We start from the raw sequence: 18,749 nt of genomic DNA, 5'->3' as shown, positions 1-18,749 counted from the left end.
GGCCCCGCCGCGGCCCCCGCCATGCTCGGCTTCGCCGCGCAGACCGGCGTCGGCGCGGCACTGTGGCTGGCGGCCTCGGCCTTCGCGGCGACCGGTCTGATGGCCCTGCTGCCGCGGTTCGCGCCCCGGTTCCCGGTGCGCGACGAAGGACCGGATGCCGACGGCGAGACGCCGTCGACCGCGGAGCCGGTGCTCGCGGACTCCGGCCTCGCCGAGGGATCCACGGCCTCTGAGCGGCCGGATGCCGTGACGGATGCTGGCACCGGGCTCGCATCCCGCCGCCCGCTCGCAGCCGAGCTCGCCGCACTCACCGCACTGCAGGTGATCGTCACGATCCTCGCGATCGGACGCGTCGTCCTCACCGGTGCCACCGCCCTGTCGATCGCGGCGGTGCTGGCGGTGCTCGCCGTGCACGCCGTACTGGCGACGACCCGCACGATCCCCAGGACCTGGGCGTTCGCCGCCGGCGTGCTGATCACGGGCGCAGGGGCCTTCGCGGCATCCGGACTCCTGCAGTCCGCATCGATCGACTACTCGTGGTTCATCGCCTTCCCGCCCGCCGGCGCCGTGATCGCGCTGATCCTGTGCGCACTCGTGCCGCTGCCGCAGCGCACCTCGCGCATCCCGATGGCCGTCGGCGCCGGCCTGGCCGCGGGCGTGACCAGCGCTCCGGCGGTGATCACCGGCGGGTTCGTCGGGACCACGCTGCTGCGCTTCGCCATCGCCGAAACCGCCGACGGGGGCTCCGCGCCGGTCCTGGGGTCGGGCACGTGGGCGATGCTCCTCTCCCTCGCTCTCATCGCGGCGGGCTTCGGGGCCTTCGCGCTGTGCACGCGCGTCCGCCCGGACATCCGCCCGCTGCGCTCCGCGGCGCTGGTCGTGACGGTGCTGTACTCGACGGCGGCGGTGCTCTGCCTGGCCGCCTCGCACGTGCTGCCGCTTCCGATCGGGATCGCCGTGGTGCTGATCGCGGCCGCGGGCACCGCCCTCGTCCTCGCCCGCGTCAGGCCCGCCACCGCGGCGGCCGGTGCGGTGGCCGAGACCACGCCCGACTTCGCGACCGACATCGCGCCGGGCATCGCCGCCCGGAAGGCGTCCGCATGGACGTCGCTGCGGGTGCTCCTGGTCATCGCCGTGCACCTCGCGCTGGCGGTCGCGGTTCTGCTGTCCTGGCAGGAGCGGGCGCTCGTGCCGTATGCCGGCATCGCGACCCTCGTCGTGCTCGCCGCAGCCGCGCTGACCGTCCCTGAGGCGGCGCGCCTCCTGCACGTGGGCATCGGCTACGCCTACGCCCTGGTCCTGGTCGGGACGGCGCTGTCGCTGGCCGGGGTCGATGGCGTCGCGCTGCTGAGCCTGACGGCATCCGCAGGACTTCTCGGGGCCGTCGCAGCCACGTTCCTCCCTGTGGTGCACGCGCGGAACTGGCAGACCGTGCTCGTCGTCGCCACCGTGCCCTTCGCGCTGGGCGTCGCCCAGGTGGTGTTCGAGCGCAGCGGCTGGACCGCGCTGTCGACCGGGCTGATGTTCGTGCTCGCCCTCGCCCTGCTGCTGACGCGTCGCGAGGGTCTGACAGTCGTGATCCGCACGGTCGCCGCGGGGCTGCTGGTGCCGACGCTCGCGGTCGTCATCCTGTGCCTGGGCGCGCAGCTGCTGGTGCGGAGCGGATCGCCGGTCGTGCTGCCGATCATCGCCGCGGTCATCGCGCTGGTGCTGCCCTCAGGGCGCATGATCCGCGATGGGCTCGTCGCGCGCGGGCGCATCGCCGCCACGGCGGATGCGGCCCGGGTCGCGATCGAGGCGTCCGCACTGCTCACCGGTGCGATCGCCGTGCTGCTGGCGCTGGCCCGCGAGGCGGCCGGCTTCGGCACAGCCTGCCTCGTGCTGATCCTGCTCGGCGTCGGAGCGGCGCTCACCTCCCTCCTCGCCGGGCGCCGGTACGGATGGTGGGTCGCCGGCGTCGCGTTCACGGGCGCGCTCTGGTCGCTGTGGGCGCTGAACGGCGTGCAGCTGGCTGAGGCCTATCTGCTCCCGCCCGCGCTCGCCGCAGCACTGATCGCCGTGCTGCTCGCGCTGCGCGGGGCCCGTGCGATCCCGCTGTTCGCCGCGGGTCTCGCCGGAGCGATCATCCCCGTGCTGGTGCTACTGATCGCGGCCCGCGGCACGGCCGAGGTGCCCTGGCGTGCGCATGCGTTGCTCGCCTCGGCGTGGGTGCTGCTCGCACTCGCCGCGCTCGTGAGCAGGGCGGCGGGTCCGCGGACGCGGAGGCTGCGCCCGCTGCGCGCGACCGCGATCCTGGTGGCATCCGTCGCCGCGCTCGGCGGCACCGCGCAGGCGGTGCGCTGGGGGAGCGGCCTGGACCGGTCGCCGGTGCTGGGCGGGGACGCCGGGCTCTTCCTGCTCTGCGTGGGATCGAGCGCCCTGGCCGCACTCGCGCTGCTCGTCGCCGCGCGGATGCTGCGCTCCGCCGCATCCGCCGCATCTGCCGCATCGGCCGTGCGTCAGCCGCGGGAAAGTGCGCCTGCCGCGGACGGATCGGCGCAGAACGTCCGCGCGAAGCGCACATCTCCGCGCGAAGCGCCCGCCCTGCAGGCGAGCCTCATCGCCACTCGCTGGCTCACCGTGCCCGGAGCGCTCGCCTTCGGCATCGGCGTGTGGCCCGCGATCGCGGAGGACTGGTTCGTGATCTGGGGGATGTGGACGCTCATGCTCGGCTGGCTGGCACTGATGGTGCTGACCGCGCGCCGCACCTCGACGACGCTCCCGCCCGTGTGGGTGCTGTTCGGCCTCGCCTTCATCACCGCGGTCGTCGCCTGGAGTCCCCGCGAGCTGCGCGTGGAGACGTTCTCGCTGCCCCTCGGCCTGTTCCTGCTCGCCGCCGGCGCCCTCGGCCTGCGCTCCGCGGGCGGAGCGAGGGGAGCGGGCGGAGCGAGGGGAGCGGATGCCGTCGGAGCGGAGCCGAAACGCGACGCTCCCGCCCTGGACGGCTGGCCGCACGGCCGGCGGGGCTCCTGGCCGCTGCTCGCGCCGGGCCTGATCGTGATGATGTCGGCATCCGTCGTGTCCACCTTCACGGATCCGCTCACCTGGCGGGCGATCCTCGTGATGGTGCTCGCGCTCGCCGCGATCCTGGTCGGGGCCGCGCGTCGGCTGGCCGCGCCGTTCGTGATCGGCCTGATCGTGCTTCCGGTCGAGAACGTGTTCGTGTTCGCCGTGCAGCTCGGGCGGGGGATCGAGTCCATGCCGTGGTGGATCACGCTGGCGACCATCGGTGCGGTGCTGCTGATCATCGCCGTCGCGGGGGAGCGGCGCGAGGGCGCCGACCGCAGTGTGGTGGCGCGGATGCGGGATCTGCGATGAGATCTCGGGAGACCGGCGTGGCGTCCGCCGTCATTTGACCGTCGGGGTTACGCCGCATTACACTTGATCGGGTGTGCGCACGGCTGTGCGCGCATGCTGGGCGCCGGCACCGCCGGTTCGCCCCCACGGCATACCCATCACACCAAAAGCAGGACGGTTCCGTCCTGCCGGTGGGTCATGATGTGAAACCCATCATGCTGTCACCGTGCAGCACTATTAGGAGAGAACGTGCCAACGATTCAGCAGTTGGTTCGCAAGGGACGTACGCCCAAGGTCTCGAAGACCAAGGCGCCCGCCCTGAAGTCGAACCCGCAGCAGGCCGGCGTGTGCACCCGTGTGTACACCACCACCCCGAAGAAGCCGAACTCGGCGATGCGCAAGGTCGCTCGTGTGAAGCTCCGCAACGGCACCGAGGTGACCGCGTACATCCCCGGTGAGGGTCACAACCTGCAGGAGCACTCGCTGGTGCTCGTGCGCGGTGGCCGTGTGAAGGACCTCCCCGGTGTCCGCTACAAGATCGTCCGTGGCGCCCTGGACACCCAGGCCGTCAAGAACCGTAAGCAGGCTCGTTCCCGCTACGGCGCGAAGAAGGGTTGAGTTAGATGCCTCGTAAGGGACCCGCTCCCAAGCGCCCGGTCGTCAACGACCCGGTCTACGGTGCTCCGATCGTCACCTCGCTGGTGAACAAGATCCTCGTCGACGGCAAGAAGTCGCTCGCCGAGTCGATCGTCTACGGCGCCCTCCGCGGCGTCGAGGCGAAGAACGGCCAGGACGCCGTCGCCACCCTCAAGAAGGCGCTCGACAACGTGCGCCCCACCCTCGAGGTCCGCAGCCGTCGCGTCGGCGGCTCGACCTACCAGGTGCCCGTCGAGGTCAAGCCGCACCGTGCGAACACCCTCGCGCTGCGCTGGCTGGTCAGCTACGCGAAGGGTCGTCGTGAGAAGACGATGACCGAGCGCCTGCAGAACGAGATCCTGGACGCGTCGAACGGTCTGGGTGCCGCGGTCAAGCGCCGCGAGGACACCCACAAGATGGCCGAGTCGAACCGCGCCTTCGCCCACTACCGCTGGTAACGGGCTGAGCGGATGCCGCAGGACCTGCGGCATCCGCTCCCACCAACTGTTCGTTCCTGAACCATCCCGGAGGAACCCCCGTGGCACAAGAAGTGCTCACCGACCTGAGCAAGGTCCGCAACATCGGCATCATGGCGCACATCGATGCCGGCAAGACCACCACCACCGAGCGCATCCTGTTCTACACGGGTGTCAACCACAAGCTCGGCGAGACCCACGACGGCGCCTCGACGACCGACTGGATGGAGCAGGAGAAGGAGCGCGGCATCACGATCACGTCTGCCGCCGTGACCTGCTTCTGGAACAAGAACCAGATCAACATCATCGACACCCCCGGCCACGTGGACTTCACGGTCGAGGTGGAGCGCTCGCTCCGCGTGCTCGACGGTGCTGTCGCCGTCTTCGACGGCAAGGAGGGCGTCGAGCCCCAGTCCGAGACCGTGTGGCGTCAGGCCGACAAGTACAACGTGCCCCGCATCTGCTTCGTCAACAAGATGGACAAGCTGGGCGCCGACTTCTACTACACCGTCGACACCATCGTGAACCGCCTGGGTGCCAAGCCGCTCGTGCTGCAGCTCCCGATCGGTGCCGAGAACGACTTCGTCGGTGTCATCGACCTGATCGAGATGCGCGCACTGGTGTGGCCCGGCGATGCCAAGGGTGACGTCACCATGGGCGCGTCGTACGAGATCCAGGAGATCCCGGCCGACCTCCAGGCCAAGGCCGAGGAGTACCGTCAGCAGCTGCTCGAGACCGTCGCCGAGACCGACGACGCGCTGCTCGAGAAGTTCTTCGGCGGCGAGGAGCTCACGGTCGCCGAGATCAAGGGCGCCATCCGCAAGATGGTCGTCGCGAACGAGATCTACCCCGTCCTGTGCGGTTCGGCGTTCAAGAACCGCGGTGTGCAGCCGATGCTGGACGCCGTCGTCGACTTCCTCCCGAACCCGCTCGACGTGGGCGCCATCGAGGCGCACGACCCGAAGGACGAGGAGAAGGTCATCGAGCGTCACCCCGACGCCAACGACCCGTTCTCCGCGCTCGCCTTCAAGGTCGCCGTGCACCCGTTCTTCGGTCGTCTGACCTACGTGCGCGTGTACTCGGGCCACCTGGACTCCGGCTCCGCGGTCGTCAACTCGACCAAGGGCAAGAAGGAGCGCATCGGAAAGATCTTCCAGATGCACGCCAACAAGGAGAACCCGGTCGACTCGCTGACCGCCGGCAACATCTACGCCGTCATCGGCCTGAAGGACACCACCACGGGTGACACCCTCGCCGACCCGGCCGCCCCGGTCGTCCTCGAGTCGATGACGTTCCCGGAGCCCGTGATCGAGGTCGCCATCGAGCCGAAGACCAAGGCCGACCAGGAGAAGCTGGGCACCGCGATCCAGAAGCTGGCCGAGGAGGACCCGACCTTCCGCACCGAGCTGAACCCCGAGACCGGTCAGACGACCATCAAGGGCATGGGCGAACTGCACCTCGACATCCTCGTGGACCGCATGAAGCGCGAGTTCAAGGTCGAGGCCAACGTCGGCAAGCCGCAGGTGGCGTACCGCGAGACGATCAAGAAGGCCGTCGAGAAGCACGACTACACGCACAAGAAGCAGACCGGTGGTTCGGGTCAGTTCGCGAAGATCCAGTTCACGATCGAGCCCCTCGAGGTCACGGCCGACAAGACCTACGAGTTCTCCAACGAGGTCACCGGTGGTCGCATCCCGCGCGAGTACATCGAGCCGACCAACCAGGGCTTCCAGGACGCCATGAACACCGGTGTTCTCGCCGGCTACCCCATGGTCGGCGTGAAGGCCCGCCTGATCGACGGCGCATCGCACGATGTCGACTCCTCGGAGATGGCGTTCAAGATCGCCGGCTCGATGGGCTTCAAGGAGGCCGTCCGCAAGGCGAACCCCGTGCTGCTCGAGCCGCTGATGGCCGTCGAGGTCCGTACTCCCGAGGAGTACATGGGCGACGTCATCGGCGACCTGAACTCGCGTCGTGGCCAGATCCAGTCGATGGAGGACGCCCAGGGCGTCAAGGTCGTGCGTGCGTCGGTCCCGCTGTCCGAGATGTTCGGCTACATCGGCGACCTGCGCTCGAAGACCTCGGGCCGTGCCGTGTACTCGATGGAGTTCGACAGCTACGCCGAGGTTCCTCGCGCCGTCGCTGACGAGATCATCCAGAAGACCAAGGGCGAGTAAGTCCTTGTCCGGGATGCCGTGCGAACGGCATCCCGGGCTCCCTACAACTTCACATTCCCTCTCTACTAAACTGAGAAACCTAACCCGTAGGGAGCCGGTCACAATCCAGTGCCCGGCCGTCTCTACACGAACGTCCTGAGGAGGACCCAGTGGCCAAGGCCAAGTTCGAGCGCACCAAGCCGCACGTCAACATCGGAACGATCGGTCACGTCGACCACGGCAAGACCACGCTGTCTGCCGCGATCTCGAAGGTGCTCGCCGACACCTACCCGTCGGAGACCAACGTCCAGCGTGACTTCGCCTCGATCGACTCGGCTCCCGAGGAGCGTCAGCGCGGTATCACGATCAACATCTCGCACATCGAGTACGAGACCCCGAAGCGCCACTACGCGCACGTCGACGCCCCCGGCCACGCCGACTACGTCAAGAACATGATCACCGGTGCTGCCCAGATGGACGGCGCGATCCTCGTGGTCGCCGCCACCGACGGCCCGATGGCTCAGACCCGCGAGCACGTGCTGCTCGCCAAGCAGGTCGGCGTGCCGTACCTGCTCGTCGCCCTGAACAAGAGCGACATGGTCGACGACGAGGAGATCCTGGAGCTCGTCGAGCTCGAGGTCCGCGAGCTGCTCTCGTCGCAGGGCTTCGACGGTGACAACGCTCCCGTCGTGCAGGTCTCGGCGCTGAAGGCGCTCGAGGGCGACGAGAAGTGGGTCAAGGCGATCCTCGACCTCATGCAGGCCGTCGACGACAGCGTGCCGGACCCGGAGCGCGACCGTGACAAGCCGTTCCTGATGCCGATCGAGGACGTCTTCACGATCACCGGTCGTGGCACCGTCGTCACGGGCCGCGCCGAGCGTGGCACCCTGGCCATCAACTCCGAGGTCGAGATCGTCGGCATCCGCCCGACGCAGAAGACCACGGTCACCGGTATCGAGATGTTCCACAAGCAGCTCGACGAGGCATGGGCCGGCGAGAACTGCGGTCTGCTGCTCCGCGGCACCAAGCGCGAGGACGTCGAGCGCGGTCAGGTCGTCGTGAAGCCGGGCTCGATCACCCCGCACACCAACTTCGAGGGCACCGCCTACATCCTCTCGAAGGACGAGGGTGGCCGTCACAACCCGTTCTACACGAACTACCGTCCGCAGTTCTACTTCCGCACCACGGACGTCACCGGCGTCATCACGCTGCCCGAGGGCACCGAGATGGTCATGCCCGGCGACACCACGGACATGTCGGTCGAGCTGATCCAGCCGATCGCCATGGAAGAGGGCCTCGGCTTCGCGATCCGTGAGGGTGGCCGCACCGTCGGCGCCGGCACGGTGACGAAGATCAACGCGTAATTCCGCTTCTCAAGCGACCTCAGGGGTCGGGCCTTCGGGCCCGGCCCCTTTCGTCTTCCCCGCGGGCCCGCCGCCGACGCGCCGGGACGATCCCGGCTCTTGTCGGAGCCGCGCGCATCGCGTAGAACTGTACGTGGCGCAGAGAACTGCGTGAAGCGACAGGGGGAGGAACCCATGGGCATCGAGGATCTCGTCAACCAGGGCAAGGAACTGTTCGAGCAGAACAAGGAGAAGGTCGAGGAGCTGCTGCACAGCGAGCAGGCCGAGGGCATCAGCGACAAGCTCCTCGACGGAGCCGCTGACCTCGCCAAGAAGGTCGCCCCGGGTGCCGCCGAGCAGATCGACGGCGTCCGCGACAACGTCGACGGAGCCGTCGGCAACGAGTAACAGCACTCACCGGATCCAGGAGGGCGACGCACCCGTGAGGTGCGTCGCCCTCTGCTATGTCGCGGAACCGGATTCTCCTCTAGACTGTGAGCGCCGCCTGGGGATCTGTGCGGCGAAGGATGCCGTGGGGGCACGGCATCCGAATGACTGGGGATTCATCATGGGGAACGCCGTGCCGCGCACGTGGGTCGACCACGGATGCATCGCCATGTCTGCGCGACCGTCCGGTCGCGCACCTGAGCGAGGCGACCGGCATCCCTTCTCGTCGGCACCTCCTGCCCGGTGCGTCCCCTCCCACCGGGCCTCCCATAGCGCTGGGCGGAGCATGGGGATGCTCCGCCCAGCGTCTTGAGCCGCGCCTCGCGGAGCCCCGGAAACACGCGGAATCGGCGCGCGACACGCCCGGGTTTGCAGTAGGCGAATCGGTCATGGCAGAATAGACAGGTTCCACATTCCTGCGCTCTTCGTGATGCGCGGGATCACTGCCACGAAAGTGCATAGGCGGCGCGCTCATCACGAGCATGCGCAGGGTTCTAGGCCGCGGGCAGCAGAACACACAATCCGACACCTCCTCACGGGGGTCCTGGTGTGCCTGCATGGCAGGAAGTCGGATGCCGCGCGTTCCGGCGCGCGGAATGACAGCAGAACAGTGGTGCGCAGAGAGGCTCTTCGGAGCCGATCGAGTGCCGAGGCGTGAACAGCGCCGAGGTGCGTCCAATGCCCCAGGGTCACCCGGCCCCGGTCGGTAAGACGCTTATAGAGAGAGAGCAGACAATGGCGGGACAGAAGATCCGCATTCGCCTGAAGTCGTATGACCACGAGGTCATCGACACGTCGGCCCGCAAGATCGTCGACACCGTGACCCGTGCGGGCGCGACTGTCGTCGGCCCGGTGCCGCTTCCCACGGAGAAGAACGTGATCGCCGTGATCCGTTCCCCCCACAAGTACAAGGACAGCCGCGAGCACTTCGAGATGCGCACCCACAAGCGTCTGATCGACATCGTCGACCCGACGCCCAAGGCTGTCGACTCGCTGATGCGTCTCGACCTTCCGGCCGATGTCAACATCGAGATCAAGCTCTGAGGTTCGACATGGCTGACATCAACGCAAAGATCTCCAAGGGCATGCTCGGCACCAAGCTCGGCATGACCCAGGTGTGGAACGAGAACGGCAAGCTCGTTCCCGTCACCGTCATCGAGCTGGCCCCGAACGTGGTCACCCAGATCCGTACCCCCGAGAAGGACGGCTACAACGCCGTTCAGATCGCCTACGGTCAGATCGACCCCCGCAAGGTCAACAAGCCGCTCACCGCTCACTTCGAGGCCGCCGGCGTCACGCCGCGTCGCCACGTCACCGAGATCCGCACCGCGGATGCCGCTGACTACGCGCTCGGCCAGGAGCTGACCGTTGACGGCACCTTCGAGGCCGGCCAGCTGGTCGACGTCGTGGGCACCAGCAAGGGCAAGGGCACCGCGGGTGTCATGAAGCGCCACAACTTCAAGGGCGTCTCGGCATCGCACGGTGCGCACCGCAACCACCGCAAGCCCGGCTCGATCGGCGCCTCGTCGACCCCGAGCCGCGTGTTCAAGGGCATGCGCATGGCCGGCCGTATGGGTGGCGAGCGCGTGACCGTCCTCAACCTCACGGTGCACGCCGTCGACGTCGAGAAGGGTCTGCTGCTCGTCAAGGGCGCCGTCCCCGGCGCACGTGGTCGCATCGTCTTCGTCCGCAACGCAGTGAAGGGTGCCTGATCATGGCTGACTCGACTCTCGCGCTCGACGTCATCGCAGTCGACGGCAAGAAGGCCGGCTCCATCGAGCTGCCCGCCGCCATCTTCGACGTCAAGACCAACGTCCCGCTGATCCACCAGGTCGTCGTCGCGCAGCTCGCTGCCGCACGCCAGGGCACCCACTCGACCAAGCGTCGCGGTGAGGTCTCCGGTGCAGGCCGCAAGCCCTTCAAGCAGAAGGGCACGGGTAACGCCCGCCAGGGCTCCATCCGCGCGCCGCACATGACCGGTGGTGGCATCGTCCACGGCCCGAAGCCGCGCGACTACTCGCAGCGCACCCCCAAGAAGATGATCGCCGCCGCCCTGCTGGGCGCGCTCAGCGACCGCTTCCGCGGTGAGCGCCTGCACGCTGTCGAGGCCTTCGTCGCCGACGCCACGCCTTCGACCAAGACCGCTGCGGGCCTGCTCGCCGCCGTCGCCGGTCCGAAGAACGTGCTCGTCGTCATCGAGCGCAGCGACGAGCTGACCGTGAAGAGCGTCCGGAACCTTCCGAACGTGCACGTGCTCAGCTTCGACCAGCTGAACGCCTACGACGTGGTCGTCTCCGACGACATCGTCTTCACCAAGGCCGCCCTCGAGGCCTTCATCGCCTCGAAGACCGGCGCAACCGAGGAGGTCTCGGCATGACTGAGCAGAACATCCTCGCAACGGCCCTGAACAAGGACCCGCGCGACATCATCCTGGGCCCGGTCGTCTCCGAGAAGAGCTACGGTCTGATCGACGAGGGCAAGTACACCTTCCTGGTGGACCCCCGCGCCTCGAAGACCGAGATCAAGCTCGCCATCGAGAAGATCTTCGGCGTCAAGGTGGCTTCGGTCAACACGATCAACCGCGTCGGCAAGGCCCGCCGCACCCGTTTCGGCACCGGTAAGCGCAAGGACACCAAGCGCGCCATCGTCGCGCTGAAGTCGGGTTCCATCGACATCTTCACGGCAGTCGGCTGACCGGGGGATAAGGACAGATAATGGCTATTCGCAAGTACAAGCCCACGACCCCGGGTCGCCGCGGTTCGTCGGTGGCCGACTTCGCCGAGATCACCCGATCGACGCCGGAGAAGTCGCTGCTGCGTCCGCTCTCGAAGACCGGTGGTCGCAACAACCAGGGCCGCATCACGACCCGTCACATCGGTGGCGGCCACAAGCGCCAGTACCGTGTCATCGACTTCCGTCGCAATGACAAGGACGGCATCGACGCCAAGGTCGCTCACATCGAGTACGACCCCAACCGCACCGCGCGCATCGCGCTGCTGCACTACTTCGACGGCGAGAAGCGCTACATCCTCGCGCCGAACAAGCTGAAGCAGGGCGACATCGTCGAGTCCGGTGCCGGCGCCGACATCAAGCCCGGCAACAACCTGCCGCTGAAGAACATCCCCACCGGTACCGTGATCCACGCTATCGAGCTGCGTCCCGGCGGCGGTGCGAAGATGGCACGTTCGGCCGGCGCCTCGGTGCGTCTGGTCGCGAAGGACGGCCCCTACGCTCAGCTGCGTCTGCCCTCGGGCGAGATCCGCAACGTCGATGCGCGCTGCCGCGCGACCATCGGCGAGGTCGGAAACGCCGAGCAGTCGAACATCAACTGGGGCAAGGCCGGCCGCAAGCGCTGGAAGGGCGTCCGCCCGACCGTCCGCGGTGTCGCGATGAACCCGGTCGACCACCCGCACGGTGGTGGTGAGGGCAAGACGTCCGGTGGACGTCACCCCGTCTCCCCGTGGGGCCAGGCTGAGGGTCGTACCCGTCACGCCAACAAGGAATCCGACAAGTACATCGTGCGTCGCCGTAACGCCGGCAAGAAGCGCAAGTAGGAGTAGAGGAAGATGCCACGCAGTCTTAAGAAGGGCCCCTTCGTCGACGAGCACCTGCTTCGCAAGGTGGTCGGTCAGAACGAGGCCGGTTCCAAGAACGTCATCAAGACCTGGTCCCGCCGGTCGATGATCATCCCGGCCATGCTGGGTCACACGATCGCCGTCCACGACGGTCGCAAGCACATCCCCGTGTTCGTGACCGAGACCATGGTCGGCCACAAGCTGGGCGAGTTCGCGCCCACCCGCACCTTCCGCGGCCACGTGAAGGACGACAAGAAGGGGCGGCGCCGCTAATGGTCGACTCCATCGCACGCGTGAAGCACATCCGCGTGACCCCGCAGAAGGCTCGTCGTGTCGTCGCCCTCATCAAGGGCAAGCAGGCGCAGGAAGCACTGGCCATCCTCAAGTTCGCCCCGCAGGGCGCAAGCGAGCCGATCTACAAGCTCGTGCACGCTGCGATCGCGAACGCACAGGTCAAGGCCGATCGCGACGGCGAGTACCTGGACGAGCAGGACCTGTACGTGAAGAACGCGTACGTCGACGAGGGCACGACGCTCAAGCGTTTCCAGCCCCGCGCTCAGGGTCGCGCTTTCCAGATCAAGAAGCGCACGAGCCACATCACGGTCGTGCTGGCCACCCCCGAGGTCGCTGACGCGGCTCCGGCGGCCAAGACGAAGAAGGCGAGCAAGTAATGGGCCAGAAAGTCAACCCGTACGGCTTCCGCCTCGGCATCACCACGGACCACGTGTCTCGCTGGTTCTCGGACTCGACGAAGCCCGGCCAGCGTTACGCCGACTACGTCGCCGAGGACATCAAGATCCGTCGCCTGCTGCAGACGCAGCTCGACCGCGCCGGCGTCTCGGGCATCGAGATCGAGCGCACCCGCGACCGCGTGCGTGTGGACATCCACACCGCACGTCCGGGCATCGTCATCGGCCGCCGTGGCGCCGAGGCCGAGCGCATCCGCGGTGACCTCGAGAAGCTCACCGGCAAGCAGATCCAGCTGAACATCCTCGAGGTCAAGAACCCCGAGGCCGACGCTCAGCTCGTCGCGCAGGGCATCGCCGAGCAGCTGTCTGCTCGCGTGGCGTTCCGTCGTGCGATGCGCAAGGGTCTGCAGGGCGCGCAGCGCGCCGGCGCCAAGGGCATCCGCATCCAGGTCTCCGGCCGCCTCGGCGGCGCGGAGATGAGCCGCTCCGAGTTCTACCGCGAGGGTCGTGTGCCGCTGCACACGCTGCGCGCGAACATCGACTACGGCTTCTACGAGGCCAAGACCACCTTCGGCCGCATCGGCGTGAAGGTCTGGATCTACAAGGGCGACCTCACCAACAAGGAACTCGCACGCGAGCAGGCCAACATGAAGCCGCAGCGCGAGCGTGGCGACCGTCGTCGCGCGCCTCGCAACGAGGCGCCTGTCGCAGAAGGAGCGTCGGCATAATGCTCATCCCTCGCAAGGTCAAGTACCGCAAGCAGCACCACCCGAAGCGTTCGGGCCAGGCGACCGGCGGCACGAAGGTCTCCTTCGGCGAGTTCGGCATCCAGGCTCTGACTCCCGCTTACGTGACCAACCGTCAGATCGAGTCCGCTCGTATCGCCATGACGCGTCACATCAAGCGCGGTGGAAAGGTGTGGATCAACATCTACCCCGACCGTCCCCTCACCAAGAAGCCTGCCGAGACCCGCATGGGTTCCGGTAAGGGTTCCCCCGAGTGGTGGGTCGCCAACGTCAAGCCGGGCCGTGTCCTCTTCGAGGTCGCGGGCGTGAACGAGGAGCTCGCACGCGAAGCCCTCACCCGGGCCATTCACAAGCTGCCGCTCAAGGCACGCATCATCAAGCGCGAGGAGGGCGACGCGTAATGGCGATCGGCACCAAGGAGCTCGCACCTGCCGAGCTCGACACGTTCGAAGACCAGCGCCTCGTCGAGGAGCTGCGCAAGGCCAAGGAGGAGCTGTTCAACCTCCGTTTCCAGTCGGCCACCGGCCAGCTGGAGAGCCACGGCCGCATCCGCGCCGTCAAGCGCGACATCGCGCGCCTGTACACCGTGATCCGCGAGCGCGAGCTGGGCATCCGTGCGACGCCCGCTCCGGTCGAGGCTCCGGCCAAGAAGGCGTCCAAGGCGAAGGCGAAGAAGGCTGAAGAGGCCGACGCGCCGAAGGAGGAGGCCGAGTAATGGCTGAGAAGAAGGCTGCTGAGGCCGTTGAGCACGCCGCGCACGACGTGCGCGACGCCGACGCCCGTGGTTACCGCAAGGCCCGCCGTGGCTACGTGGTCAGCGACAAGATGGACAAGACCATCGTGGTCGAGGTCGAGGACCGCGTGAAGCACCCGCTTTACGGCAAGGTCATCCGCCAGACCTCGAAGGTCAAGGCCCACGACGAGACCAACAGCGCCGGCATCGGCGACCTGGTCCTCATCAACGAGACCCGCCCGCTGAGCGCCACCAAGCGCTGGCGTCTGGTGGAGATCCTGGAGAAGGCAAAGTGATTCAGACCGAGTCTCGCCTCAAGGTCGCCGACAACACCGGCGCGAAGGAGCTGCTCACCATCCGTGTTCTCGGCGGTTCCAGCCGTCGTTACGCGGGCCTGGGCGACACCATCGTCGCGACGGTCAAGGACGCGATCCCCGGTGGAAACGTCAAGAAGGGCGATGTGGTCAAGGCCGTCATCGTCCGCACCGTCAAGTCCACGCGCCGTCCCGACGGCTCGTACATCAAGTTCGACGAGAACGCCGCCGTGATCCTGAAGAACGACGGGGAGCCCCGCGGCACCCGTATCTTCGGACCGGTCGGTCGTGAGCTTCGCGACAAGAAGTTCATGAAGATCGTCTCGCTCGCCCCGGAGGTCATCTGATCATGGCGAACATCAAGAAGGGCGACCTGGTTCAGGTCATCACCGGTCGCAAGCAGGACAAGGGCGGCGACCGCGGCAAGCAGGGCAAGGTCCTCGAGGTCCTCGTCGAGCAGAACCGCGTCGTGGTGGAGGGCGTGAACTACGTCACCAAGCACACCCGTGTCGGCCAGACCCAGCGCGGCACCAAGACGGGTGGGATCGAGACCGTCGAGGCCCCGATCCACATCTCCAACGTCGCCGTCGTCGACCCCTCGACCAAGCAGCCGACCCGCGTCGGCCACCGGGTCGAGGAGCAGGTCAAGGACGGCGTGAAGCGCACGGTCCGCGTGCGCTACGCGAAGAAGTCAGGTAAGGACCTCTGATGGCAGCGACTGAGGCTGCGGAGGCTGTCAAGGTGCAGCCCCGCCTGAAGGCCAAGTACAACACCGAGATCAAGAAGGCTCTGCAGGAGCAGTTCGGCTACGCCAACGTCATGCAGATCCCCGGCCTGGTCAAGGTCGTCGTCAACACCGGTGTCGGCGAGGCGGCTCGCGACAGCAAGGTGATCGATGGTGCGGTCGACGACCTCACCCGGATCACCGGTCAGAAGCCCATCGTCACCAAGGCTCGCAAGTCGATCGCGCAGTTCAAGCTGCGCGAGGGACAGGCCATCGGCGCGCACGTCACCCTCCGCGGTGACCGCGCGTGGGAGTTCCTGGACCGTCTGGTGAACCTGTCGCTGCCCCGCATCCGCGACTTCCGCGGTCTGTCGGGCGACCAGTTCGACGGGAACGGCAACTACACCTTCGGTCTCCAGGAGCAGAGCGTGTTCCACGAGATCGATCAGGACAAGATCGACCGCGTCCGCGGTTTCGACATCACCGTGGTCACCACGGCCAAGACCGACGACGAGGGTCGCGCGCTGCTGAAGGCGCTCGGCTTCCCGTTCAAGTCGACCGACGCCGCGGCGTAAGCGGAGAGGTGGGGAGGGATGCGTCAGGCATCCCTCCCCACGTCCCGTACAATTGAAGATTGTGTGTCCGCTCGGACACCGTGCTCATAGCAGGCCGTCTGTCGTGTAACGGCAGCCGGAACCTCATGAACGAAGGAAACCACCATGACAATGACAGACCCGGTCGCAGACATGCTGACCCGTCTGCGCAACGCGAACTCGGCGCACCACGACTCCGTGACCATGCCGTCGAGCAAGCTCAAGACGAACATCGCCGAGATCCTCCAGAAGGAGGGCTACATCGCCGGCTTCGAGGTGACCGACGCCCGCGTCGGCAGCAGCCTCACCCTGTCGCTCAAGTACGGTCCCAACCGTGAGCGCTCCATCGCCGGCATCAAGCGCGTGTCGAAGCCCGGTCTCCGCGTCTACGCGAAGTCGACCGAGCTGCCCAAGGTCCTCGGCGGCCTGGGTGTTGCCATCCTGTCCACCTCCTCCGGTCTCCTCACGGACCGTCAGGCAGAGCAGAAGGGCGTGGGCGGAGAAGTTCTCGCCTACGTGTGGTGATCTGACATGTCTCGTATCGGACGACTTCCCATCGAGATCCCCGCGGGCGTGACCGTTTCGGTCGACGGCCGTGAGGTCGCGGTGAAGGGCCCCAAGGGTGAGCTCACCCTCACGGTCGCCTCTCCCATCCAGGTCGAGGTGCAGGAGAACCAGGTTCTGGTCACCCGCCCCGACGACGAGCGCGCGTCCCGGTCGCTTCACGGCCTGACCCGCACGCTCATCAGCAACGACATCATCGGCGTGACCCAGGGCTACACCAAGGGCCTCGAGGTCGTCGGCACCGGTTACCGCGTGCAGCAGAAGGGCAACTCGGTCGAGTTCGCCCTCGGCTTCTCGCACCCGGTCCTGATCGACCCGCCCGCCGGCATCACCCTGACGGTCGAGGGCACGAACAAGCTGACCGTCAGCGGGATCAGCAAGCAGGCTGTCGGCGAGGCAGCTGCGAACATCCGCAAGATCCGCAAGCCCGAGCCGTACAAGGGCAAGGGCGTGCGTTACGCCGGCGAGGTCGTGCGTCGCAAGGCCGGAAAGGCTGGTAAGTAACCATGGCTGTCAAGTCCAAGTCCGCCGCCCGCGCGCGTCGTCACCTGCGTCTTCGCAAGAAGATCGTCGGCACCGACGTCCGCCCGCGTCTGGTCGTCAACCGCTCCGCGCGCCACGTGTTCGTGCAGCTCGTCGACGACAGCAAGGGCCACACCGTGGCATCCGCTTCCACGCTCGAGACCGACCTGCGCTCCTTCGACGGTGACAAGACCGCCAAGGCCCGCAAGGTGGGCGAGCTGCTCGCCGAGCGCGCCAAGGCTGCCGGCTTCACCGAGGCTGTGTTCGACCGTGGCGGCAACCGCTACGCCGGTCGTGTCGCGGCCATCGCCGATGGCGCCCGCGAAGGGGGGCTGGCACTGTGAGTGACAACAAGGAGAACGAAGTGACCACCGAGCAGCCTGCTGCCGAGGGCCAGGCCCAGAGCGAGCCGCAGCGCGAGCAGCGCGACGGTCGTCGTGGCGGCCGTGACCGCGGCCAGAGCCGCGACCGCAACTCGCGCGACCGTGGCGACAACCAGTTCCTGGAGCGCGTCGTCACCATCAACCGCGTCTCGAAGGTCGTGAAGGGCGGTCGTCGCTTCAGCTTCACCGCTCTCGTGGTCGTCGGTGACGGCAACGGTCTGGTGGGCGTCGGCTACGGCAAGGCCCGCGAGGTCCCCCTCGCGATCTCGAAGGGTGTCGAAGAGGCCAAGCGCAACTTCTTCCGCGTCCCGCGCGTCGGCTCGACCATCCCGCACCCGGTGCAGGGTGAGGCCGCTGCCGGTGTGGTGCTGCTGCGTCCGGCCGCTGCCGGTACCGGTGTCATCGCCGGTGGTCCGGTCCGCGCCGTGCTCGAGTGCGCCGGTATCCACGACGTGCTGTCGAAGTCCCTCGGTTCGTCGAACACGATCAACATCGTGCACGCGACCGTCGAGGCTCTGCAGTCGCTCGAGGAGCCCCGTGCCGTCGTGGCTCGCCGTGGTCTCGAGTACGACGCCGTCGTGCCGCAGATCATCATCCGCAACGAGGCGAAGGCCGCTGCCGCCGCCGCCGCGCAGAAGGTAGGTGCCTGATGGCCGAGCGCCTCAAGGTCACGCAGATCAAGTCCAAGGTGAGCGAGAAGCAGAACCAGCGCGACACGCTGCGTTCGCTGGGTCTCAAGCGGATCGGCGACTCGGTCGTCCGTCCCGACGACGCCCAGACCCGCGGTTACGTCCGCGCCGTCGCTCACCTCGTCAAGGTTGAGGAGATCGACTAATGGCTGAGAAGAACGAAGCCGTCGAGGAGAAGGCGCCCAAGGCCGCTCCGAAGAAGGCCGCCGCCAAGCCGGCAGCTGCCAAGGCCGCTCCGGCCAAGGCCGCCGCCAAGAAGGCACCGGCCAAGAAGGACGCCGAGGCCGAGGTCTCGCGTCCCGCCGTCCTGAAGGTCCACCACCTGCGTCCGGTCCCCGGCGCCAACACCCCGAAGACCCGTGTGGGTCGCGGTGAGGGCTCCAAGGGCAAGACCGCCGGTCGCGGCACCAAGGGCACCAAGGCCCGCAACACCGTGCGGGTCGGCTTCGAGGGTGGGCAGATGCCGCTGCACATGCGCACCCCGAAGCTGCGCGGGTTCAAGAACCCGTTCCGCGTCGAGTACCAGGTCGTGAACCTGGCCAAGCTCGCGGAGCTGTACCCGAAGGGTGGCGACGTCACCGTCAGCGACCTGGTCGCCAAGGGCGCCGTGCGCAAGAACGAGAAGGTCAAGGTCCTCGGGGACGGCGACATCTCGGTCAAGCTCACCGTGTCTGTCGACAAGGTGTCCGGCAGCGCCGAGCAGAAGATCGTCGCCGCCGGCGGTTCGGTCAACTGAGCATTCAGCTGTGAACGCTGGGAGGGGTCGGAGATTCTCCGGCCCCTCCTGTGCGTTACCCTGGACTTTCGGCCGTCCTTCGACGTT

At 67.5% G+C, this 18,749-nt stretch carries 26 protein-coding genes; all 26 read left to right on the top strand.

The window, feature by feature from the left end; genetic code table 11:
- The coding region (locus tag MIAR_RS13885; protein WP_285637122.1) for an SCO7613 C-terminal domain-containing membrane protein at window positions 1-3,357 on the top strand (3,357 nt) is incomplete at its 5' end.
- A gap of 228 nt (window positions 3,358-3,585) precedes the next feature.
- Window positions 3,586-3,954 carry a 30S ribosomal protein S12 gene (gene rpsL / locus MIAR_RS13880; protein ID WP_029145644.1) on the top strand — a complete coding sequence of 123 codons (369 nt, stop codon included), beginning with the start codon at window positions 3,586-3,588 and terminating at the stop codon, window positions 3,952-3,954.
- 5 nt (window positions 3,955-3,959) lie between these two features.
- Complete coding sequence (gene rpsG, locus MIAR_RS13875) at window positions 3,960-4,430, top strand: 30S ribosomal protein S7 (RefSeq protein WP_017201608.1); 471 nt, start codon at window positions 3,960-3,962, stop codon at window positions 4,428-4,430.
- A gap of 80 nt (window positions 4,431-4,510) precedes the next feature.
- Entirely contained in the window at window positions 4,511-6,625 is a 2,115-nt protein-coding gene (gene fusA / locus MIAR_RS13870) for an elongation factor G (protein WP_285637115.1), read from the top strand.
- Between the two features lie 149 nt (window positions 6,626-6,774).
- Window positions 6,775-7,968: an elongation factor Tu gene (tuf, locus tag MIAR_RS13865; protein WP_285637112.1), complete on the top strand. Its 1,194-nt coding sequence runs from the start codon at window positions 6,775-6,777 to the stop codon at window positions 7,966-7,968.
- Between the two features lie 174 nt (window positions 7,969-8,142).
- The gene (locus tag MIAR_RS13860) at window positions 8,143-8,355 is read left to right on the top strand and encodes a hypothetical protein (protein WP_285637108.1); all 213 of its coding nucleotides are present in this window, start codon (window positions 8,143-8,145) and stop codon (window positions 8,353-8,355) included.
- Between the two features lie 774 nt (window positions 8,356-9,129).
- On the top strand, window positions 9,130-9,438 hold the full coding sequence (gene rpsJ, locus MIAR_RS13855; RefSeq protein ID WP_193596815.1) for a 30S ribosomal protein S10: 309 nt from the start codon (window positions 9,130-9,132) through the stop codon (window positions 9,436-9,438).
- Window positions 9,439-9,446: 8 nt separating this feature from the next.
- The gene (gene rplC / locus MIAR_RS13850; protein ID WP_285637105.1) at window positions 9,447-10,106 is read left to right on the top strand and encodes a 50S ribosomal protein L3; all 660 of its coding nucleotides are present in this window, start codon (window positions 9,447-9,449) and stop codon (window positions 10,104-10,106) included.
- A 2-nt stretch (window positions 10,107-10,108) separates the two neighbouring features.
- Window positions 10,109-10,771: a 50S ribosomal protein L4 gene (gene rplD / locus MIAR_RS13845; protein ID WP_285637100.1), complete on the top strand. Its 663-nt coding sequence runs from the start codon at window positions 10,109-10,111 to the stop codon at window positions 10,769-10,771.
- On the top strand, window positions 10,768-11,088 hold the full coding sequence (rplW, locus tag MIAR_RS13840; RefSeq protein WP_285637097.1) for a 50S ribosomal protein L23: 321 nt from the start codon (window positions 10,768-10,770) through the stop codon (window positions 11,086-11,088). Before rplD ends, rplW begins: the two co-directional genes overlap by 4 nt.
- A gap of 20 nt (window positions 11,089-11,108) precedes the next feature.
- Window positions 11,109-11,948 (top strand): 50S ribosomal protein L2, encoded by an 840-nt coding sequence (gene rplB / locus MIAR_RS13835; RefSeq protein WP_193596811.1) that lies wholly within the window; start codon window positions 11,109-11,111, stop codon window positions 11,946-11,948.
- Between the two features lie 12 nt (window positions 11,949-11,960).
- The gene (gene rpsS, locus MIAR_RS13830; protein WP_179410061.1) at window positions 11,961-12,242 is read left to right on the top strand and encodes a 30S ribosomal protein S19; all 282 of its coding nucleotides are present in this window, start codon (window positions 11,961-11,963) and stop codon (window positions 12,240-12,242) included.
- Complete coding sequence (gene rplV, locus MIAR_RS13825) at window positions 12,242-12,640, top strand: 50S ribosomal protein L22 (RefSeq protein WP_285637090.1); 399 nt, start codon at window positions 12,242-12,244, stop codon at window positions 12,638-12,640. The genes rpsS and rplV overlap by 1 nt, the downstream gene beginning before the upstream one ends.
- Window positions 12,640-13,386, top strand: coding sequence for a 30S ribosomal protein S3 (gene rpsC / locus MIAR_RS13820; protein WP_193596808.1), 747 nt, complete (start codon window positions 12,640-12,642; stop codon window positions 13,384-13,386). The genes rplV and rpsC overlap by 1 nt, the downstream gene beginning before the upstream one ends.
- Window positions 13,386-13,805, top strand: a complete 420-nt coding sequence (gene rplP / locus MIAR_RS13815; RefSeq protein ID WP_179410064.1) for a 50S ribosomal protein L16 — start codon at window positions 13,386-13,388, stop codon at window positions 13,803-13,805. Before rpsC ends, rplP begins: the two co-directional genes overlap by 1 nt.
- The gene (rpmC, locus tag MIAR_RS13810) at window positions 13,805-14,119 is read left to right on the top strand and encodes a 50S ribosomal protein L29 (protein WP_285637080.1); all 315 of its coding nucleotides are present in this window, start codon (window positions 13,805-13,807) and stop codon (window positions 14,117-14,119) included. Before rplP ends, rpmC begins: the two co-directional genes overlap by 1 nt.
- Complete coding sequence (gene rpsQ, locus MIAR_RS13805) at window positions 14,119-14,433, top strand: 30S ribosomal protein S17 (protein ID WP_285637077.1); 315 nt, start codon at window positions 14,119-14,121, stop codon at window positions 14,431-14,433. Before rpmC ends, rpsQ begins: the two co-directional genes overlap by 1 nt.
- Entirely contained in the window at window positions 14,430-14,798 is a 369-nt protein-coding gene (rplN, locus tag MIAR_RS13800) for a 50S ribosomal protein L14 (protein WP_028496524.1), read from the top strand. The genes rpsQ and rplN overlap by 4 nt, the downstream gene beginning before the upstream one ends.
- 2 nt (window positions 14,799-14,800) lie before the next feature.
- Window positions 14,801-15,160: a 50S ribosomal protein L24 gene (gene rplX / locus MIAR_RS13795; protein ID WP_285637070.1), complete on the top strand. Its 360-nt coding sequence runs from the start codon at window positions 14,801-14,803 to the stop codon at window positions 15,158-15,160.
- On the top strand, window positions 15,160-15,750 hold the full coding sequence (gene rplE / locus MIAR_RS13790; protein ID WP_285637068.1) for a 50S ribosomal protein L5: 591 nt from the start codon (window positions 15,160-15,162) through the stop codon (window positions 15,748-15,750). Before rplX ends, rplE begins: the two co-directional genes overlap by 1 nt.
- Before the next feature lie 144 nt (window positions 15,751-15,894).
- Window positions 15,895-16,293 (top strand): 30S ribosomal protein S8, encoded by a 399-nt coding sequence (gene rpsH / locus MIAR_RS13785; RefSeq protein ID WP_285637066.1) that lies wholly within the window; start codon window positions 15,895-15,897, stop codon window positions 16,291-16,293.
- Window positions 16,294-16,299: 6 nt separating this feature from the next.
- On the top strand, window positions 16,300-16,836 hold the full coding sequence (gene rplF / locus MIAR_RS13780) for a 50S ribosomal protein L6 (RefSeq protein WP_285637064.1): 537 nt from the start codon (window positions 16,300-16,302) through the stop codon (window positions 16,834-16,836).
- Window positions 16,837-16,838: 2 nt separating this feature from the next.
- Entirely contained in the window at window positions 16,839-17,198 is a 360-nt protein-coding gene (gene rplR / locus MIAR_RS13775; protein WP_285637062.1) for a 50S ribosomal protein L18, read from the top strand.
- Window positions 17,195-17,887 (top strand): 30S ribosomal protein S5, encoded by a 693-nt coding sequence (rpsE, locus tag MIAR_RS13770; protein ID WP_425561605.1) that lies wholly within the window; start codon window positions 17,195-17,197, stop codon window positions 17,885-17,887. Before rplR ends, rpsE begins: the two co-directional genes overlap by 4 nt.
- Window positions 17,887-18,072: a 50S ribosomal protein L30 gene (gene rpmD / locus MIAR_RS13765; protein ID WP_071640253.1), complete on the top strand. Its 186-nt coding sequence runs from the start codon at window positions 17,887-17,889 to the stop codon at window positions 18,070-18,072. The genes rpsE and rpmD overlap by 1 nt, the downstream gene beginning before the upstream one ends.
- Window positions 18,072-18,662 carry a 50S ribosomal protein L15 gene (rplO, locus tag MIAR_RS13760; protein ID WP_285637057.1) on the top strand — a complete coding sequence of 197 codons (591 nt, stop codon included), beginning with the start codon at window positions 18,072-18,074 and terminating at the stop codon, window positions 18,660-18,662. Before rpmD ends, rplO begins: the two co-directional genes overlap by 1 nt.
- Window positions 18,663-18,749 lie beyond the last annotated feature (87 nt).

Origin of the sequence: Microbacterium arabinogalactanolyticum (genome assembly GCF_030268005.1) — a bacterium.
GTDB classification, from domain to species: domain Bacteria; phylum Actinomycetota; class Actinomycetes; order Actinomycetales; family Microbacteriaceae; genus Microbacterium; species Microbacterium arabinogalactanolyticum.
Note: the sequence above shows the minus strand (reverse complement) of the source record. Positions and strands in the feature narration are given on the sequence as shown.

Excerpts from the sequence above, each read along its gene's own strand:
- rpsC (WP_193596808.1), top strand. The coding sequence starts at position 12,640 with ATGGGCCAGAAAGTCAACCCGTACGGCTTCCGCCTCGGCATCACCACG.
- rplD (WP_285637100.1), top strand. The coding sequence starts at position 10,109 with ATGGCTGACTCGACTCTCGCGCTCGACGTCATCGCAGTCGACGGCAAG.
- rpmC (WP_285637080.1), top strand. The coding sequence starts at position 13,805 with ATGGCGATCGGCACCAAGGAGCTCGCACCTGCCGAGCTCGACACGTTC.
- rplR (WP_285637062.1), top strand. The coding sequence starts at position 16,839 with ATGGCTGTCAAGTCCAAGTCCGCCGCCCGCGCGCGTCGTCACCTGCGT.
- rplO (WP_285637057.1), top strand. The coding sequence starts at position 18,072 with ATGGCTGAGAAGAACGAAGCCGTCGAGGAGAAGGCGCCCAAGGCCGCT.
- rpsQ (WP_285637077.1), top strand. The coding sequence starts at position 14,119 with ATGGCTGAGAAGAAGGCTGCTGAGGCCGTTGAGCACGCCGCGCACGAC.
- rpmD (WP_071640253.1), top strand. The coding sequence starts at position 17,887 with ATGGCCGAGCGCCTCAAGGTCACGCAGATCAAGTCCAAGGTGAGCGAG.
- rplV (WP_285637090.1), top strand. The coding sequence starts at position 12,242 with ATGGTCGACTCCATCGCACGCGTGAAGCACATCCGCGTGACCCCGCAG.
- MIAR_RS13860 (WP_285637108.1), top strand. The coding sequence starts at position 8,143 with ATGGGCATCGAGGATCTCGTCAACCAGGGCAAGGAACTGTTCGAGCAG.
- rplW (WP_285637097.1), top strand. The coding sequence starts at position 10,768 with ATGACTGAGCAGAACATCCTCGCAACGGCCCTGAACAAGGACCCGCGC.
- rpsH (WP_285637066.1), top strand. The coding sequence starts at position 15,895 with ATGACAATGACAGACCCGGTCGCAGACATGCTGACCCGTCTGCGCAAC.
- rplF (WP_285637064.1), top strand. The coding sequence starts at position 16,300 with ATGTCTCGTATCGGACGACTTCCCATCGAGATCCCCGCGGGCGTGACC.
- rpsS (WP_179410061.1), top strand. The coding sequence starts at position 11,961 with ATGCCACGCAGTCTTAAGAAGGGCCCCTTCGTCGACGAGCACCTGCTT.
- rplB (WP_193596811.1), top strand. The coding sequence starts at position 11,109 with ATGGCTATTCGCAAGTACAAGCCCACGACCCCGGGTCGCCGCGGTTCG.
- rplX (WP_285637070.1), top strand. The coding sequence starts at position 14,801 with ATGGCGAACATCAAGAAGGGCGACCTGGTTCAGGTCATCACCGGTCGC.
- rplE (WP_285637068.1), top strand. The coding sequence starts at position 15,160 with ATGGCAGCGACTGAGGCTGCGGAGGCTGTCAAGGTGCAGCCCCGCCTG.
- rplC (WP_285637105.1), top strand. The coding sequence starts at position 9,447 with ATGGCTGACATCAACGCAAAGATCTCCAAGGGCATGCTCGGCACCAAG.
- rpsJ (WP_193596815.1), top strand. The coding sequence starts at position 9,130 with ATGGCGGGACAGAAGATCCGCATTCGCCTGAAGTCGTATGACCACGAG.
- rplP (WP_179410064.1), top strand. The coding sequence starts at position 13,386 with ATGCTCATCCCTCGCAAGGTCAAGTACCGCAAGCAGCACCACCCGAAG.
- rpsG (WP_017201608.1), top strand. The coding sequence starts at position 3,960 with ATGCCTCGTAAGGGACCCGCTCCCAAGCGCCCGGTCGTCAACGACCCG.